The organism is Sphingobium nicotianae (assembly GCF_018603885.1).
GTDB classification, from domain to species: Bacteria; Pseudomonadota; Alphaproteobacteria; order Sphingomonadales; family Sphingomonadaceae; genus Sphingobium; species Sphingobium nicotianae.
Window position 1 is genome coordinate 81,490 of sequence record NZ_JAHGAW010000011.1, and the last position, 15,364, is coordinate 96,853.

The 15,364-nt window shown below is 66.7% G+C and carries 16 protein-coding genes; 11 read left to right on the top strand and 5 right to left on the bottom strand.

Translation table 11 applies throughout. The features are described from left to right. Positions 1 to 23: 23 nt before the first annotated feature. The 3 genes from KK488_RS16265 to pabB all read right to left on the bottom strand — a co-directional run bounded on the left by KK488_RS16265 (position 24) and on the right by pabB (position 3,125). Complete coding sequence (locus tag KK488_RS16265) at positions 24 to 1,226, bottom strand: pyridoxal phosphate-dependent aminotransferase (protein ID WP_214624758.1); 1,203 nt, start codon at positions 1,224 to 1,226, stop codon at positions 24 to 26. 77 nt (positions 1,227 to 1,303) lie between these two features. Further along, positions 1,304 to 1,936, bottom strand: coding sequence for an aminotransferase class IV (locus tag KK488_RS16270; RefSeq protein ID WP_214624759.1), 633 nt, complete (start codon positions 1,934 to 1,936; stop codon positions 1,304 to 1,306). 13 nt (positions 1,937 to 1,949) lie between these two features. After that, positions 1,950 to 3,125 (bottom strand): aminodeoxychorismate synthase component I, encoded by a 1,176-nt coding sequence (gene pabB / locus KK488_RS16275; protein WP_214624760.1) that lies wholly within the window; start codon positions 3,123 to 3,125, stop codon positions 1,950 to 1,952. A 127-nt stretch (positions 3,126 to 3,252) separates the two neighbouring features. Here pabB and KK488_RS16280 point away from each other — a divergent pair, with 127 nt between their 5' ends. Continuing rightward, complete coding sequence (locus tag KK488_RS16280) at positions 3,253 to 3,954, top strand: NnrU family protein (RefSeq protein WP_214624761.1); 702 nt, start codon at positions 3,253 to 3,255, stop codon at positions 3,952 to 3,954. A gap of 143 nt (positions 3,955 to 4,097) precedes the next feature. Next, on the top strand, positions 4,098 to 4,268 hold the full coding sequence (locus KK488_RS16285) for a hypothetical protein (protein WP_214624762.1): 171 nt from the start codon (positions 4,098 to 4,100) through the stop codon (positions 4,266 to 4,268). 12 nt (positions 4,269 to 4,280) lie between these two features. Here KK488_RS16285 and KK488_RS16290 read toward each other — a convergent pair whose 3' ends face one another. After that, positions 4,281 to 5,216 (bottom strand): ribose-phosphate pyrophosphokinase, encoded by a 936-nt coding sequence (locus KK488_RS16290; RefSeq protein ID WP_214624763.1) that lies wholly within the window; start codon positions 5,214 to 5,216, stop codon positions 4,281 to 4,283. A gap of 296 nt (positions 5,217 to 5,512) precedes the next feature. Here KK488_RS16290 and KK488_RS16295 point away from each other — a divergent pair, with 296 nt between their 5' ends. The 6 genes from KK488_RS16295 to KK488_RS16315 all read left to right on the top strand — a co-directional run bounded on the left by KK488_RS16295 (position 5,513) and on the right by KK488_RS16315 (position 11,570). Further along, complete coding sequence (locus KK488_RS16295) at positions 5,513 to 7,177, top strand: NAD+ synthase (protein WP_214624764.1); 1,665 nt, start codon at positions 5,513 to 5,515, stop codon at positions 7,175 to 7,177. Between the two features lie 6 nt (positions 7,178 to 7,183). Then, positions 7,184 to 8,536 carry a glutamate--tRNA ligase gene (gene gltX, locus KK488_RS16300; protein WP_214624765.1) on the top strand — a complete coding sequence of 451 codons (1,353 nt, stop codon included), beginning with the start codon at positions 7,184 to 7,186 and terminating at the stop codon, positions 8,534 to 8,536. Between the two features lie 157 nt (positions 8,537 to 8,693). Then, complete coding sequence (locus KK488_RS16305; RefSeq protein ID WP_250890573.1) at positions 8,694 to 9,365, top strand: energy transducer TonB; 672 nt, start codon at positions 8,694 to 8,696, stop codon at positions 9,363 to 9,365. 77 nt (positions 9,366 to 9,442) lie between these two features. Beyond that, a complete protein-coding gene (locus KK488_RS21455; protein WP_250890575.1) occupies positions 9,443 to 9,928 on the top strand; it encodes a hypothetical protein in 486 nt (161 codons plus the stop codon). Between the two features lie 2 nt (positions 9,929 to 9,930). Then, the gene (ribD, locus tag KK488_RS16310; protein ID WP_250890576.1) at positions 9,931 to 10,950 is read left to right on the top strand and encodes a bifunctional diaminohydroxyphosphoribosylaminopyrimidine deaminase/5-amino-6-(5-phosphoribosylamino)uracil reductase RibD; all 1,020 of its coding nucleotides are present in this window, start codon (positions 9,931 to 9,933) and stop codon (positions 10,948 to 10,950) included. An 11-nt stretch (positions 10,951 to 10,961) separates the two neighbouring features. Continuing rightward, positions 10,962 to 11,570 (top strand): riboflavin synthase, encoded by a 609-nt coding sequence (locus KK488_RS16315; RefSeq protein WP_214624767.1) that lies wholly within the window; start codon positions 10,962 to 10,964, stop codon positions 11,568 to 11,570. A 15-nt stretch (positions 11,571 to 11,585) separates the two neighbouring features. Here the strand turns inward: KK488_RS16315 and KK488_RS16320 are convergent, their stop codons facing one another. Beyond that, positions 11,586 to 12,584, bottom strand: coding sequence for a hypothetical protein (locus KK488_RS16320; protein WP_214624768.1), 999 nt, complete (start codon positions 12,582 to 12,584; stop codon positions 11,586 to 11,588). Between the two features lie 154 nt (positions 12,585 to 12,738). Between KK488_RS16320 and ribB the strand changes: the two genes are divergently transcribed. The 3 genes from ribB to ribH are packed head-to-tail and all read left to right on the top strand — an operon-like array spanning position 12,739 to position 15,331. Beyond that, positions 12,739 to 14,034 (top strand): 3,4-dihydroxy-2-butanone-4-phosphate synthase, encoded by a 1,296-nt coding sequence (ribB, locus tag KK488_RS16325; protein WP_214624769.1) that lies wholly within the window; start codon positions 12,739 to 12,741, stop codon positions 14,032 to 14,034. A 2-nt stretch (positions 14,035 to 14,036) separates the two neighbouring features. After that, positions 14,037 to 14,888 carry a DMT family transporter gene (locus KK488_RS16330; protein ID WP_214624770.1) on the top strand — a complete coding sequence of 284 codons (852 nt, stop codon included), beginning with the start codon at positions 14,037 to 14,039 and terminating at the stop codon, positions 14,886 to 14,888. Between the two features lie 20 nt (positions 14,889 to 14,908). Further along, on the top strand, positions 14,909 to 15,331 hold the full coding sequence (ribH, locus tag KK488_RS16335) for a 6,7-dimethyl-8-ribityllumazine synthase (RefSeq protein ID WP_214624771.1): 423 nt from the start codon (positions 14,909 to 14,911) through the stop codon (positions 15,329 to 15,331). Positions 15,332 to 15,364 lie beyond the last annotated feature (33 nt).

Here is a 15,364-nt window from a genome sequence, read left to right on the forward strand (position 1 = left end):
GCCGTCTGCTGTGGAAAAGCGCCTTATTTCAGCGCGGCGCAGGCTTCCTGGATGCGGGTACAGGCTTTCTTCAGGATCTCGTCCGAGGTCGCGTAGCTGACCCGGAACGCCGGCGCGAGGCCGAAGGCGCCGCCATGCACCGCCGCGACATTGCCCGCTTCGAGGAAATAATTGATCAGTTCCTCGTCGGTCTCGATCTTGCGGCCGTCGGGCGCGGTCTTGCCCATGCAGCCGGTCGCGTCGGGATAGACGTAGAAGGCGCCTTCGGGTGTCGGGCAGTTGAGGCCGGGCGCGTCGTTCAGCATCGCGACAACGAGATCGCGCCGCTTGCGGAACGCCTCGTTGCGCTCGAGGAGGAAGTCCTGATCGCCGTTGAGTGCCGCGACCGCCGCCGCCTGGCTGATCGAGCTCGGGTTGGAGGTTGACTGCGACTGCAGCTTGGCCATCGCCTTGATGATCCACTGCGGCCCGCCGGCATAGCCGATACGCCAGCCGGTCATCGAATAGGCCTTGGAGCAGCCGTTCACGGTCAACGTGCGGTCGTAGAGATCCGGGCAGACCTGCGCGATCGTCTTGAACGGTGTCTGCGCGTACCAGACATGCTCGTACATGTCGTCGGTCATGATCATGACGTGCGGGTGACGGCGCAGGACCTCGCCGAGCGCGATCAGCTCGTCGCCCGAATAGGCGGCGCCCGTCGGATTGGACGGCGAGTTGAGCAGGACCCAGCGCGTCTTGGGCGTGATCGCCGCCTCAAGCTGCTCGGGCAGGATCTTGTAGAGCTGGTTGGGACCGGCGGGGACGATCACTGGCGTGCCGCCCGCGAAGTTCACGATGTCGGGATAGCTCACCCAGTAAGGCGCCGGGATGATGACCTCGTCACCCACGTCGACGGTCGCGCAGATCGCGTTGAAGAGCGTGTGCTTGCCCCCCGAGTTCACGCTGATCTGGCTGGTCTCGTAGGACAGGTCATTGTCGCGCCTGAACTTGGCGGCAATCGCTTCCTTGAGCTCGGCGGTGCCGTCAACGTTCGTATATTTGGTCTGCCCGCCACGGATCGCGGCGATCGCGGCATCCTTGATGAAATCGGGCGTGTCGAAGTCCGGCTCGCCGGCCGAGAGCCCGATAATATCCTTCCCTTCGCGCTTCAGGGCGATGACGCGATCGGTCATGGCGAGCGTGGCGCTGGGCTGGATGCGGCCGAGGGCGGCGGAAGTCCGGGGCATGGAAAACTCCTGGCGGGGAGAGAAACGGGCGCGATGCAGTCCGGAGCGGTGCCCGGACGGCGCGGTCCATAGTGCGCTCAGCCGCGCGGCGCAACCACACTTGCCGCTACGAGACCGCGGGCTGCGTTGCCGATGAAAAAGCCCCTGTCGAGATCATGCGGCTTGAGGTCCGCTTCCTCCGCCTCGCCCATGTCGATCAGGCTCTGGCGCAGCACGCCGGGCAGCAGACCGCGCGACAGCGGCGGGGTCAGCAGCCGGTCGCCCCGCTCGACGAAGATGTTCGAGAAGCAGCCCTCGGTCAGATAGCCCTTCTCGTCGGTCAACAGCACCTCGAACGTGCCGCCGGCGCTGAGCGCGGCCTGATAATGGCGCCGGTCGGTGGTCTTGTGACGGACCCGGGCATCATCGCCACTCAGCATGCGCGGCACGATGGCGACCTGCATGATCGCCTGCGGCCAGGGCGATTCCCCCCGCACCTCGACGGCGATTGCTCCGCCCCGCGCGAGCAGCACACGCACCCGTTTGGGCTCGACATAACCGAAGGTCGCCGCCTGCAGCTCGTTACGCAGTCCATGGCGATCGAGATTGAAGCCGAGCTCCCTGGCACTGGCCGTCAGCCTGGCGAGATGCTGCTCCAGCATTGGCAGGCCAATAGCCGGATCGAACGCCATCGTCTCGATGAGATCGAACCTGCCTTCCTCTCCGCTCAAGCCAAACTTCCCTTCATCGCGCGGTGATGAACCGCGCCTTGTCCAGACATTCCTGCCATTCGGCAGCGGGCTGGCTGTCGGCAACAATGCCCGAGCCCAACCCGACTATGCCGGACTTTGCGCCCGATTCCAGCGAAATGGTGCGGATCGCGACATTGAAGCGCGCCGTGCCGTCCGGCGCGATATGGCCGATGCTGCCAGTGTAGAGCCCGCGCCCATAGCGCTCGACCTCGCGGATTACTTCCATCGCGCGCAGCTTGGGCGCGCCGGTGATCGAGCCGCAGGGGAAGAGGGCGCGGAGGACGTCGACCGGGCCCAGGCCATCGCGCAGCCGCCCTTCGACGATCGAGATCATCTGGTGGATCGTCGGATAGGTTTCCACCGTGAAGAGCTGCGGCACCTTTACGCTGCCGGGCTTGGTGACGCGCGAGATATCGTTGCGCAGCAGATCTACGATCATAAGATTCTCGGCGCGCTGCTTCGGATCGGTGGCGAGCTCGTGGATCGCGGCCGCGTCCTGCGCCGGATCGGCGAGGCGCCGCGCGGTGCCCTTCATCGGCCGCGTCTCGATGCGCCCCCGCGCCAGCGCAAAGAAGCTCTCGGGCGAGAAGGACAGGATATGCCGCCCGTCATGCCGGACGAGGGCGCCATAGCCGGCGGCCGCATGCGGCCGAATCGCGGCATAGGCAGCGAGCGGATCACCCGCGATGGCGACCGAGGCGAGGAAGGTCAGGTTGGCCTGATAAATATCGCCCGCCCGGATATAATCGAGCACCTTGGCGATGGCCGCATCATAGTCGGCGCGCGACACCAAAGGCTCCACCAGACCGACCGCATCCGGGTCTGGCGCGGGCAGCAGTCCCGGCACGCCTTCGGGCGCGAACGCCTCGCTGCGCTCGAACAGACCGAACCAGAGCAGCGGCCCCTCGTCCCCCTCACGCGGCGCGAGGCGGCTGAGGCGCGGCTCGAAGGCATGACCGGCGACATAAGAGAGATAACCCGCTGCATGCAGTCCGCCAGCGACCGACGCCTCGATCCGCGCCAGCGCGGGCAGCACCTCGTCCAGCCGCTCGGCCCGCACGATCTCGACCGGATCGCGAAACAGCATCGCCTGTCCCGCGCCCTGCGGCCGCGCATCGTCGAGCAGGACGAATGGCGCGTGCGGTCCATCGGGCAAGGCGAGACTCATCGCGCCCTATTGGCAGCGCCGTGCACAGATTGCCAGCCTTTGCCCCGGCCGTCGTACCGGCCGCGGCAATTGCGTTTCCTTCCGATGCCACCGGGTTTAGACTGGGGTAGCAGGGAAAGGGGTGTACATGACCACCGTGACCGAACTGGTACTCGCCATGACGAGCTTTGTCGGAACCCATCTCATCATGTCTCATCCGCTTCGTGCGCCGCTGGTTTCGCGACTGGGCGATCGCGGCTTTCTCGGCCTTTATTCGCTCATCTCGTTCGCAACCCTGGGCTGGGTGATCTATGCTGTGATGACACTGCCGCCGCAGGCGCCCGCCTGGGTCGCCGGCCGGGCGGTCTGGCACGGTCTGGCGGTCGTGATGCTGCTGGCCGCCATCCTGCTGGTCGGCTCGCTCATCGGCAATCCGGCGATGGTCGATCCCACTGGAAGCCCCCGATTTCCGCAGAACGCCCGTGGCGTTATGGCGATCACCCGTCATCCGATGATGTGGTCCTTCATCCTCTGGGCGTCCGTCCATGCCGGAGTCTGGGGATCGCCGAGCAATCTCATCCTCTCCGCCGGGATCGGCGGCCTCGCCCTCATCGGCGCGCTGGGACAGGATGCCAAGAAGCGCCGCATGCTCGGGCAGCCGTGGCGCGAGTGGGAGAGCAAGACCAGCTTCGTGCCCTTCGCGGCACTGATCAGCGGTCGCGCGTCCTGGCGTGCCGCGATTCCCGGAATGGTTCCTCTGATCGGCGGACTCCTCGTCTGGCTCGGCGCGACCTGGCTTCATCCGGCACTCGGTGGTCCGCCCGTCGGTCCCTGGCTGTGGACTGGCTGACACAGTCGCGGACAAATCGTCGAATCCGGTCCGTTGACAGAGGGCTGCAGGCATTCATGACGATGTTTGTCATTGGGCGTTCAGCCCTGCCTTTCATAAGGAGGCGACGGGCCGGCTCGGCCACGGACAGCATGAGGTGCGCGATGTTCAGCTATGGCAGGATCGCAGGAGCAGCGGCAGCCGTTTGCACGGCTTTGCTCGCCGCGACCTTGCTGCGCGCCACGCCAGAGGCGGTGCGCTGGGCCTTGCTCATCTGCTCGCTGGGTTTCGTCGGCGCGACGATCCGCCTGCACCAGCTCGACGCGCGCTCCTGAGCGCCCGACCGGTCAATCGAACAGCGAGCTGACCGACGTCTCGTCGGCCGTGCGGCGGATTGCCTCGCCGACCAGCGGCGCGATCGGCAGTTGGCGAATGCGCGAGGAGGCGGTGACACTGTCGGTTGCCAGGATCGAATCGGTGATGACCAGCTCACGCAGCTGCGAGCCCTCGACCCGCGCCACCGCGCCGCCCGAGAGCACGCCGTGAGTCACATAGGCGACGACATCGGTCGCGCCCGCCGCCTTGAGCGCATTGGCCGCGTTGCACAGCGTGCCCGCCGAATCGACAATATCGTCGATCAGGATGCAGAAACGGCCTTTGACGTCGCCGATGATGTTCATGACTTCCGACTCGCCGGCGCGCTCGCGGCGCTTGTCGACGATGGCGAGCGGGGCATTGTCTAGCCGCTTGGCCAGCGCCCGGGCGCGCGCCACGCCGCCGACGTCCGGCGACACGACCATCAGATTCTCGCCCGAAAAGCGCGCCTGAATATCCGCCGACATGACCGGCGCGCCGAACAGATTGTCGGTCGGGATGTCGAAGAAGCCCTGGATCTGCGCGGCATGGAGATCGACCGAGAGCACCCGGTTGGCGCCGGCGACCGTGATGAGGTTCGCCACCAGCTTGGCGGAGATCGGTGTGCGCGACCCCGCCTTGCGATCCTGCCGTGCATAGCCGAAATAGGGGATGACGCCGGTGATGCGCTTGGCCGATGCCCGCCTGAGCGCATCGATGATGATCAGCATTTCCATGAGGTTGTCATTGGCCGGATAGCTCGTCGACTGGATGACGAACACATCCTCGCCCCGCACATTCTCGTGGATCTCGACGAAGATTTCCTCGTCGGCGAATCGCCGCACGCTCGCCTGGGTGAGCGGCAACTCGACATAATCGGCAATCGCCTGCGCCAGCGGCAGATTGCCGTTGCCGGAAATGAGCTTCATGCGGGGTATCCCCTGATCACTGTGTCGGATGCGGCCCCTCTAGCGAGGCGACGCCTGCAAGGGAAGGCCGGTTATGATGGATTATGACCGTTTGGCGACAGGATTGCTTCGCGTCCCTCATCTTCCGTTCGTTTCGAGCTGAGGTTCGAGCCTGTCGAGAACCGGAGTCGAGAAAGGCACCGTAGCGTCATGTTCTCGACAGCCATCTCGACAAGCTCGATAGCCGCTCGAACCGAACGGATATAATGGAAAATCGAGGGTTCTGATTTTCCGCCGCTTGTTCTAGAGGCAGGCCCATGACCGATCGCCTCCGCATCGCCATGGCCCAGCTCAACCAGACGATGGGCGACCTTGCCGGCAATGCCGACGCGATGCTTGCCTGGCGCGCCGATGCGGCCGCCGCCGGCGCCGATCTCATCGTCTATCCCGAGCTTCAGCTGATCGGCTATCCGCCCGAGGATCTGGTGCTCAAGCCCGCTTTGGTCGCGCGGGCGGAGACGCAGCTTCACCGCCTTGCCGAGGCGACCGCCGATGGCGGACCGGCCATGCTGGTCGGCACCGTCATCGCCAATGACGGGCTGCTGTTCAATTGCGTGGCGCTGCTCGACGGCGGCAGGATCGCGGCGGTGCGCCAGAAGCGCGAGCTGCCCAATTACGGCACGTTCGACGAGAAGCGCCTGTTCGCGCCGGGTCCACTGCCCGAGCCGGTCGCGTTTCGCGGGGTCAAGCTCGGCCTGCCGATCTGCGAGGATGTCTGGTTCCCGTTCGTCACGGCGCATCTGGCGGCGGCGGGCGCGCAGATCCTCATCAACGTCAATGGCAGCCCCTATGAGGTCGACAAGGACGACCGGCGCGTGAACGGCGTCTGCGCCGCGCGGGTCCACGAGACCGGCCTGCCGATCCTCTATCTGAACCGCGTCGGCGGGCAGGACGAGCTGGTGTTCGACGGCGCCTCCTTCGTGCTCAATCCGGATGGCGAGATCGCCCATATGCTGCCCGACTGGGAGGAGGCGCTTGTCCTCACCGACTGGGCGCCGGACGAGAGCGGCAACTGGCTCTGCCTGCCCGGCCCGCACCATACACTCGATGAGCATCCGGCCGACATCTACCATGCGATGCTCGTCGGCCTGCGCGACTATGTGAACCGCAATCGCTTCCCCGGCGTGGTGCTGGGGCTGTCGGGCGGCATCGACAGTGCGCTCAGCGCCGCCGTCGCGGTCGATGCGCTTGGGCCCGACCGGGTCTGGTGCGTCATGCTGCCCTCGCGCTTCACCAGCCAGGAGAGCCTCGACGATGCCGCCGCCTGCGCGCAGATGCTCGGCTGCAGGCTCGACACCATCTCGATCGTGCCGGGAACGGAAGCGTTCGACGCGATGCTCGCCCCTGCTTTCGAGGGGCGCAAGGCCGACCTCACCGAGGAGAATATCCAGTCGCGCCTGCGCGGCGTGACCCTGATGGCGCTCTCCAACAAGTTCGGCCACATGCTCCTCACCACCGGCAACAAGAGCGAGATGAGCGTTGGCTATGCGACCATCTATGGCGACATGGCGGGCGGCTATTCCGTGCTGAAGGACGCCTACAAGACGACGGTGTTCGATCTCTCGCGCTGGCGCAACGCGCACACGCCCTCGCTCGGCCTCGGCCCGGACGGCCCGGTGATGCCCGAGACGGTGATCACCAAGCCGCCCACCGCCGAGCTGCGCGAGAATCAGAAGGATTCGGACAGCCTGCCCCCCTACGAGGTGCTGGATCCCATCCTCTATGGCCTCGTCGAGCAGGAAAAATCGGTCGATCAGCTCGTCGCCATGGGCTTCGAGCGGGAGACGGTCGCCCGGATCGAGCGGCTGCTCTACGTCGCCGAATATAAGCGCCGCCAGTCCCCGCCGGGCGTGAAGCTGGGCGGCCGCAACTTCGGCCGCGACCGGCGCTATCCGATCACCAATGCGTTCCGGACCGGCTGATCCGCCATGACTGTCATCACCCGTTTCGCGCCCTCGCCGACCGGCAAGCTGCATGTCGGCAATATTCGCGCGGCGCTGCATAACTGGCTGTGGGCACGCAAGATGGGCGGGCGATGCCTGCTGCGCATCGATGATACCGACACCGAGCGGAGCGAGGAGCGGTTCGTCGAGAGCATTCGCGCCGATCTCGGCTGGCTGGGCCTGCCGATGGACGGCGAGGTACGCCAGTCCGAGCGGTTCGGGCTCTATCAGGCAAAGTTCGAGGAACTGCGGGCGGCCGGGCGCGTCTATCCCGCCTTCGAGAGCGCGCAGGAGCTCGACCTGCGGCGCAAGGTGCTGCTCGGGCGCGGGCTGCCGCCGGTCTATGATCGAGCCGCGCTCGCCCTGACGCCCGACGAGATTGCCGCGAAGGAAGCCGCCGGCGAGCGGCCGCACTGGCGCTTCAGGCTCGATCATAGCGCGCCGATCGAGTGGACCGACCTTGTTCGCGGGCCGCAGCATTTCGAGCCGCATCTGCTCTCCGATCCGGTCATCCGCCGCGCTGACGGAAGCTGGCTCTACATGCTACCCTCGGTGATCGACGATATCGACATGGGCGTGACGCATGTGCTGCGCGGCGAGGATCATGTCTCCAACACCGCGACGCAGCTGCAGATGTTCGCCGCGCTCGGCGCGCCGCTGCCGCAGTTCGCGCACATGGCGCTGATGACCGGCAGCGAGGGCAAGCTCTCCAAGCGACTCGGCACGATCGGCATCAGCGACTTCCGCGAGGCGGGGATCGAGGCGCTGGCGATCAATGCCATGCTGGCACGGCTGGGCACGAGCGATCCGGTCGAGCCGGTGACCGACATGACGCCACTGATCGAGCGGTTCGACTTCGCCCATTTCGGCCGGGCGCCGGCCCGCTTCTCGGACGAGGAGCTGAAGGGGCTGAACGCCAAGATCGTCCATCATCTTCCCTATGAGGCGGTCGCCGATCGCCTGCCTGCCGCGATCACGGCGCAGGTCTGGCCGGTGATCCAGCCCAACCTCGCCCGCGTGAGCGAGGCGGCGGACTGGCTCGCAGTGCTCGGCGGCGATCTGGCCGCACCGCAGCTCACCCCGGACGATGCGGCCTATGTGACGCAGGCGACAGAGGCACTGGCGGGCATCGATTTCGCAAGCGATCCCTGGCACGCGCTGACCAGCGCGCTCAAGAAGGCAACCGGGCGCAAGGGCAAGGCCCTGTTCCTGCCCCTGCGACTCGCGCTCACCGGCATGGATCACGGGCCTGACATGGCGCAGCTCCTGCCGCTGATCGGCAGGGACCGCGCACTGGCGCGGCTGCGCGCGGCGGCGAGCAATATCGCCTCGGCCTGAGTTCTTTAACGAATTCAATCACGTATTCGGAACGATTACCCCGGTCGGGCGGCCCCGCTCGCTCTCATGCGATCGTTCGCAAGCAACGCTTTATCGCTCTTGATGATACGCTATATCGTGATATTATATCATCACAATATAGCGAAGGAGAGGTGTCATGACTGATCTGTCCATATCCCGTTCCGGCTATTCCAACCGCCGCTCACCGAGCGCCTTGCTCGGCGCGGTCGCGCTCAACGCGAGCGTCGTGGCCGTCATCATCGCCGTGCCGATGACCTTCGTCTCGCCGCCCAAGACACCGCCCCTCCCGACCCATTGGGTGTATCTGCCGAAAAATCCCCCGCCGGTCGATCAGCCTGAGACCAAGGAGAAGCCGCAGCCGACGCAGCGAGCGATTTCCGACCCGCCCCCGCCGCAACCGACCACGACCTCGACCCCGTTCGACCAGTTCCGCGCCGGGCCGGAAGTCGCGCCCTATACGCCGCCGCTCATCCCGGGCACGGGAACCGTGACGCCGCCCTATGTGCCGCCCGCCGATCCCGTCTTCGTCAAGGCGCGCCAGGATCCGCGCTTCGCTGCCGCGTTTCACCCCAATTATCCGCCTTCGCTGGTGCGCGACGGGCTGGAGGGCGACGTCACCGTGCGCGTCACCATCGATCCGCGCGGCCGGGTGAGCGCGGTCGAGATGGTGAGCGCCACCAATCCGGTCTTCTTCGAGGAGACGAAGCGGCAGGCCCTGCGGAGCTGGCGCTTCATCGCGGCGACGCGCGACGGTGTCGCTGTCGAATCCGTGCAGACGATGACGGTGCATTTCCGCCTGGAGGAATGATCATGGCGCGCTTGTCGGGCGGGGGCGCCCGGACCGCGCGCCTTCCCAATGGGATGATCCATGCCTATGTTGCGGGCATGGCAATCTTTCCCCGACCGGCATCTCCCAAGAGCGCACTCGCCGATCTGCGCGACATGTTTTCGCCGGATCGGCCGCATCGCTGGACGCTGCTGGTGCTCTCCGTGACGGTGACCAGCCTCCTGCTCTGGGCGTTCCTGCTCGATACGCGCACGCCGCCCAAGGAGCGGCAGATCATCTATGTCGAGAGCTGGATGGCCGATCGGAAGGATAGCGACATCATCAAGCGACAGCTCAAGGATCTCACCGAGTATGAAGGCTCGCTGCGCACCGAACAGGTGTCGTTCCAGAAGGTCGCCGATCGGCTCGGCATCGAATGGCGCGAGGAAGAGGCGCGCAATCGCAAGCGGCGCGAAGAGACGATCGCGGCGGTGAAGAAGAATCTCGAGAAGAAGCTGGCCACCGCACTCGAGCGCGAGGGCAAGCTGGCCACCGCGCAGGCTGGTGCGGCCCCGGGCGCCAGTTCGCCGCCCACGGCCCGCTGAGCTTGGCGCAGGCGGCGACGAGCGGCAGCGCTGGACGCGGCCCGGCTGGTGATGGCGCCTGGCTGGCCGCCGCCATCACCCTCTCCGAGCGGGCGCACGGTCGTACCGCGCCCAATCCCAATGTCGGCTGCATCTTGCTCGATGCGCAGGGCCATGTCGCCGGGCGCGGCTGGACACAGCCGGGCGGACGGCCCCATGCCGAGGCGGTCGCGCTGGCGCAGGCCGGCGAGCAGGCACGCGGCGGCACCGCCTATGTGAGCCTGGAACCCTGCGCCCATGCGTCGCCGCGCGGCCCCTGCTGCACCGACCTGCTGATCGCGGCCGGCGTGGCGCGCGTCGTCATCGCCGCGACCGATCCGGATCCGCGCACCAACGGCGCCGGCATCGCGCGGCTGAAGGCGGCGGGCATCGAGGTGGTCTCCGGCCTGCTGGCGCGCGAGGCGAAGGCGGCGATGGCCGGCTTCTTCACGCGCCAGCGGCTCGGCCGCCCGTTCGTGACGCTCAAGCTCGCTTTGTCGCTCGATGGCTGCATCGCGATGGCCGACGGCACCAGCCAGTGGATCACCGGCCCGGCCGCGCGCGTCCATGCCCATGTCGAGCGCGCCCGGCATGAGCTGATCCTCGCGGGACGGCACACCGTCGAGGCCGACGCGCCGCGCCTCGACGTGCGGTTGCCGGGCCTGGAGGACCGCTCGCCGCAGCGTGTGATGCTGAGTGGGACAGCGCCGCCGCCGGACGGCTGGCGCGGCCTGTCGCATCCGGATGACGTCAAGGCGCTGACCGGCGGCGACCATCTGCTCATCGAGGGCGGTGCGCGCGCGGCGGCAAGCTTCCTGCGGGACGATCTGGTCGATCGGCTGCTGCTCTATCGCGCGCCGATCCTGATCGGCGGCGGCCGGCCAGGGCTGGCCGACATCGGCCTCACCGACCTCGCCAGCGCACATGGCCGCTGGCGCCTCGCTGACACGCGCGATTTCGCGCCCGACCGGCTCGAGGTTTACGAGCGGGTCCGGGCGGACTAGAGGCGAGACTCATGTTCACCGGCATCATCACCGACATCGGCACCATCCGCTCGGCGCAGCAGCGCGGCGACCTGCGGCTCGTCATCGGCTGCGGCTTCGACATGAGCACGGTCGCGATCGGCGCGTCCATCGCCTGCTCGGGGGTCTGCCTCACCGTGATCGACAAGGGGCCGGACTGGTTCGCGGTCGACCTCTCGGCCGAGACCGTCTCGCGCACCGCGCAGGGCGCCTGGGGCACGGGCCGCGCGCTCAATCTCGAACGCGCGCTCAAGATCGGCGACGAGCTGGGCGGCCATATCGTGACGGGCCATGTCGACGGCATCGGCGAGGTTGCCAGCATCAGCTTGGACGGCGATTCGCATCGCGTCACGATCCGCGTGCCCGCCGATCTCGCGCCCTATATCGCGCCGAAGGGCTCGATCACCGTCGACGGCGTCTCGCTGACCGTGAACGCGGTGACCGACGGCAAGGACGGCACGACCTTCGGCCTCAACATCATTCCGCATACCTGGGCCGTCACCACCTTCGGCAAGCTGACGGCGGGCCAGCCCGTCAATCTCGAGATCGACGTGCTCGCCCGCTATCTCCACCGCATGCGCGAGCACGCCGCCGTCGCGTGAACCGCGCGGACGGCGCTATCGGAGCGCTGCGAGCTGATCGACCAGCCGGCCATTCGCCAGCGTCGCCGCCTTGATCGCGCCCTGTTCGTAGTCGCCGGGCTTGGCCGTGAAGGTGAAGGTCTTGGTCTTGCCGAACTTGAGGCCGCCGAAACCCCGCGCCGCCGCCAGTCCGCCCAAGATGTTCGCCGCTTTCTGGATGCCGGCGCCCTTGGTGGTGTCTTCCATCGTCGCGAAATCGCCCTCGACGGCGACGGGCTGCCGGAAGGTTATCGTCGCGGTCTTGCCGGCCGGATTGATCAGGTTGAGCTTCGAATAATCGTCGACCACGGACATGCCGGAATTGACGTTGAGCCCGCCGAAACTGAACGCGCCGGGCCGCTTCACGTCGGAGAAGTCGATCAGATAGACGACATCGACCACGGACTGCCCCGCTGCCTTGGCGAACTGGCTCACGCCATATTGATTGGTGCCGGAGGCCATGTTGAGGCCGATGCCGCTCATGCCGCTGGCGGTGATGTCGCCGGGCAGCATGAACTGGCCGGGCAGGGCGCTGGGCTTGTAATAGGTCGCCTTGCCATTGCTCTTCTTGTCGAGCTGGATGCTCGCCTCATAGGGCGCCGGCATCATCTTCACGCGCGCGAACTCGGCATGGCCGAACATCGCGGCGGCATCGGCCACGGTGAAGCCTTTGGCCGCGAGCTGCGCCTTGAAGTCGGCATAAGCCGCGTCGGTGATCGCCTGCATCATCTCCGGCGTGACGCCGACCAACTCGCTCTTGGCCTTGGTCGTGCCGCCGAATGCGCCGATCATGCCGCCCGTCGCCTTCGTATTGTCCACCGACGAGAAGATGAAGCCGACGTTGAACGCGCCGACGACGATCGTCTGCGTGCCCTTGATCGACGCCTCGGACGAAATCTTCAGCGGCGCGTCGTCATTGGCCAGAGCCGCGACCGGCTGCAGTGCGATCATCGCGAGCGCCATGCCCGCTGCCGATGCCAGAAAACGCTTTTTCATGCCCACACCCCTCCTGGTTGAATCGGACATCGTCTTGCAGAACGGCCGGCGACGCTCCAGTGACAAAGGCTGTTAACAATCGGCGTCGGACTATCAGCGCCAATGTGAAATCGCCGCTTGGCAAATCACACTACGATGTGATAATCGCCTCGCCATGAGCAGCGAACTGATCGATAATGTCCGCAAACTGGTCCGCGACGGTGTCCTGTCGCGCTCCGGCCTAGCCCGCGCCGCCGGGCTCCATGCCAACAGCCTGCGCACCCTTCACGAGGTGGACTGGAACCCCACCGCCGAGACGCTGGTCAAGCTCGAAACCTATCTCGCCGCGCGCGAGCATGGCACCGCGCTCGCCAGCGCCGAGGAGATCATCAACGAGGCGCGCAACGGCCGCATGTTCATCCTCGTCGACGACGAGGACCGCGAGAATGAAGGCGATCTCGTTATTCCCGCCCAGATGGCGACGCCCGACGCGATCAACTTCATGGCGACGCATGGCCGCGGCCTGATCTGCCTGGCGCTCACCGGCCAGCGCGTGCAGCAGCTCGGCCTCAACCTGATGAGCCCTAACAACGGCACCCGGCACGAGACCGCCTTCACCGTCTCGATCGAGGCGCGCGAGGGCGTCACCACCGGCATCTCGGCCGGCGACCGCGCCCGCACCGTCGCCGTCGCCATCGATGCGGCCAAAGGCGCGCAGGACATCGTGACGCCCGGCCATGTCTTTCCGCTCATCGCCCGCGACGGCGGCGTGCTGGTGCGCACCGGCCATACCGAGGCGGCGGTGGACGTCGCGCGGCTCGCCGGGCTCAATCCCTCGGGCGTCATCTGCGAGATCATGAAGGATGACGGCACCATGGCCCGTCTCGACGATCTCATCCCCTTCGCGCAGAAGCACAAGCTCAAGATCGGCACGATCCGCGACCTCATCGCCTATCGCCGCCGCAACGATCACATGATGGAGCGCCGCGCCGAAGTCGGCTTCCACAGCCGCTGGGGCGGCGAATGGCGCGCGATCAGCTTCTACAATCGCGCGACGGATTCCGAGACGGTGGCGCTGGTGAAGGGCCATGTCTCGTCCGAAACGCCAACCCTGGTGCGCATGCATCAGATCTCGCTCTTCGCCGATATTTTCGGCGAGGATGGCCCGCGCTCCGGCCTGCTCGCCCGCTCGATGGAGATGATCGGCGAGGAGGGCGCGGGCATCGTCGTGCTGATCAACCGGCGCCAGTCGGATGGCTACAGCCGCACCATCCGCGCCCGCACGGTCGGCATGCCGGAGGTGATCCGCACCGCCGAGGAACTGCGCGATTATGGCGTCGGCGCCCAGATCCTGGCCGAGCTCGGCGTGCACGACATGATCCTGCTCACCAACAATCATCACAATCTGATCGCGCTCGACGGCTATGATCTCTCGGTCGTCGGCGAGCGGGCTATCCCGCGCGAGGATTGATCGTGGCGGGCACGATGGCAGCCGGGCTCGGGCTCGCGCTGTTCTCCGCCATCACCTCGTCGCTGGCCCACGCGCTGCTGAAGTCGGGCGACGACAAGCTGGTCGTGCAGGCCTGGATCCGCATGACCGAATTCGTGCTGGCCGCGCCGATCGCTTTGTGGATCGGCCTGCCGCCGGCCAATCTCTGGCCCTGGCTGATCGCGGCCATGGCGATCCACGCCATCTACCAGCTCGCTCTGGCCTGGTCCTATGCGATGAGCGACTTCACCGCCGCCTATCCGATCGCGCGGGGCTTCACGCCGATCTTCACGGCGCTGCTCGGCATTGCCTTCCTCGGTGACCGGATCGACGAGTTCGTGCTGCTCGGCATCGGCATCGTCAGCGCCGGCATCCTGTGCCTGGCGGGCAATCGCGCCATCTCCCGCGCCGGGCTGGTCGCGGCCGCCTGCACGGGGCTGCTCACGACTTGCTATACCTTGGTCGATGCCAAGGGCGTGCGTGCCGCGCCGGACATGCTGACCTTCATCACCTGGTTCTTCCTGCTCGATTCCATCTCGATGCCGCTCGCCCTGTTCGCGCGCAGCGGGCGCAAGTCGTTCGGCTTCCTAGCCCGCGACATGAAGCCGGGCATGCTGGCCGGCATCATGGCGCCGATCTCCTTCGCGCCCGCCTTGTTCGCGCTCGGCATGGCGCCGGTGGGCGTCGTTGCCGCGGTGCGCGAATCGAGCATCGTCTTCGGCCTCGCGCTCGGCGCCATGGTCCTCAAGGAGCGCCTGAGCCGCCTGCGCATCGGCGGCGCGTTGCTCGTGACGCTCGGCACCCTCACCGTCATTGCCCGTTCGGCATTCGCCTGATCTCTCGAAAGGACCCAGACATGGCCAAGTTCCTCATCGTCGAAGCGCGCTTCTACGACCACCTGAACGACCTGCTCATCGAGGGCGCGACCGCCGCGCTGGAGGACGAGGGCCACAGGGTCGAGATACTGACCGTGCCCGGCGCGCTCGAGATCCCCGGCGCCATCGCCATGGCTGCGGAAAGCGGGCGCTATGACGGCTTCGTCGCGATCGGCGTCGTCATCCGCGGCGAGACCTATCATTTCGAGGTGGTCTCGAACGAAAGCGCCCGCGGCATCATGGCGCTGACCATGGACGGCATCGCCATCGGCAACGGCATCCTGACGGTCGAAAACGAGGCGCAGGCGCTCGTCCGCGCCGACCCGAAGCAGAGCGACAAAGGCGGCGGCGCGGCCCGGGCGGCGGCGCGGATGCTCCAGATCGCCAGCAGCTTCGGGGATTAAGCAAAGCACGTCAATTCGATCCGTCATCCCGGC